The following is a 776-nucleotide window of genomic DNA, read 5'->3' as shown; positions in this document are numbered from 1 at the left end:
AGGCAGATGCTCTCCCAGCTGAGCTAAGCGTCCGTTTTTGGTGACCCGTAGGGGATTCGAACCCCTGCATGCCAGCGTGAAAGGCTGGTGTGTTAAACCACTTCACCAACGGGCCAAGATGGCAAATAAATGGCTCCTCAGGCAGGACTCGAACCTGCAACCTACCGGTTAACAGCCGGGCGCTCTACCATTGAGCTACTGAGGAACGTTATCTTGGAGCGGGTGAAGGGAATCGAACCCTCGCATTCGGCTTGGAAGGCCGATGTTCTACCACTGAACTACACCCGCATATGGAGCGGAAGACGGGATTCGAACCCGCGACCCTCGCCTTGGCAAGGCGATGCTCTACCCCTGAGCCACTTCCGCATTATATTGGTGAGCCATGAAGGACTCGAACCTTCGACACCCTGATTAAAAGTCAGGTGCTCTACCAACTGAGCTAATGGCTCACAACCTGGCTGGGGAAGCAGGATTCGAACCTGCGCATCACGGAGTCAAAGTCCGTTGCCTTACCGCTTGGCTATTCCCCAGCGTATATGATATGTGGTGGAGGGAGTAGGATTCGAACCTACGAAGGCAAAGCCAGCGGATTTACAGTCCGCCCCAGTTGACCACTTTGGTATCCCTCCATATATGGTGGACGCTGACGGGATCGAACCGCCGACCCTCTGCTTGTAAGGCAGATGCTCTCCCAGCTGAGCTAAGCGTCCGTTTTTGGTGACCCGTAGGGGATTCGAACCCCTGCATGCCAGCGTGAAAGGCTGGTGTGTTAAACC

Annotated in this window: 8 tRNA genes; all 8 read right to left on the bottom strand. The window is 55.2% G+C overall.

The annotated features are described in order from the left end of the window. Positions 1–38: 38 nt before the first annotated feature. The 8 genes from I8U21_RS14825 to I8U21_RS14790 all read right to left on the bottom strand — a co-directional run bounded on the left by I8U21_RS14825 (position 39) and on the right by I8U21_RS14790 (position 710). Positions 39–115 (bottom strand) — tRNA-Glu (locus I8U21_RS14825). A gap of 15 nt (positions 116–130) precedes the next feature. After that, positions 131–205 (bottom strand) — tRNA-Asn (locus I8U21_RS14820). Positions 206–214: 9 nt separating this feature from the next. Beyond that, positions 215–288, bottom strand: a tRNA-Gly gene (locus I8U21_RS14815). 3 nt (positions 289–291) lie between these two features. Continuing rightward, positions 292–366 (bottom strand) — tRNA-Gly (locus tag I8U21_RS14810). A 7-nt stretch (positions 367–373) separates the two neighbouring features. Further along, positions 374–449: transfer RNA gene (locus I8U21_RS14805), tRNA-Lys, on the bottom strand. Between the two features lie 6 nt (positions 450–455). Next, positions 456–530 (bottom strand) — tRNA-Gln (locus tag I8U21_RS14800). A 14-nt stretch (positions 531–544) separates the two neighbouring features. Next, a tRNA-Tyr gene (locus I8U21_RS14795) sits at positions 545–629 on the bottom strand. A gap of 5 nt (positions 630–634) precedes the next feature. Further along, a tRNA-Val gene (locus I8U21_RS14790) sits at positions 635–710 on the bottom strand. Between the last annotated feature and the right edge of the window lie 66 nt (positions 711–776).

Origin of the sequence: Thermoactinomyces sp. CICC 23799 (assembly GCF_016055145.1) — a bacterium.
Classification (GTDB): Bacteria; Bacillota; Bacilli; order Thermoactinomycetales; family Thermoactinomycetaceae; genus Thermoactinomyces; species Thermoactinomyces intermedius.
The sequence above is the reverse complement of the archived record's forward strand: the minus strand, read 5'-3'. Positions and strand labels throughout refer to the sequence as shown.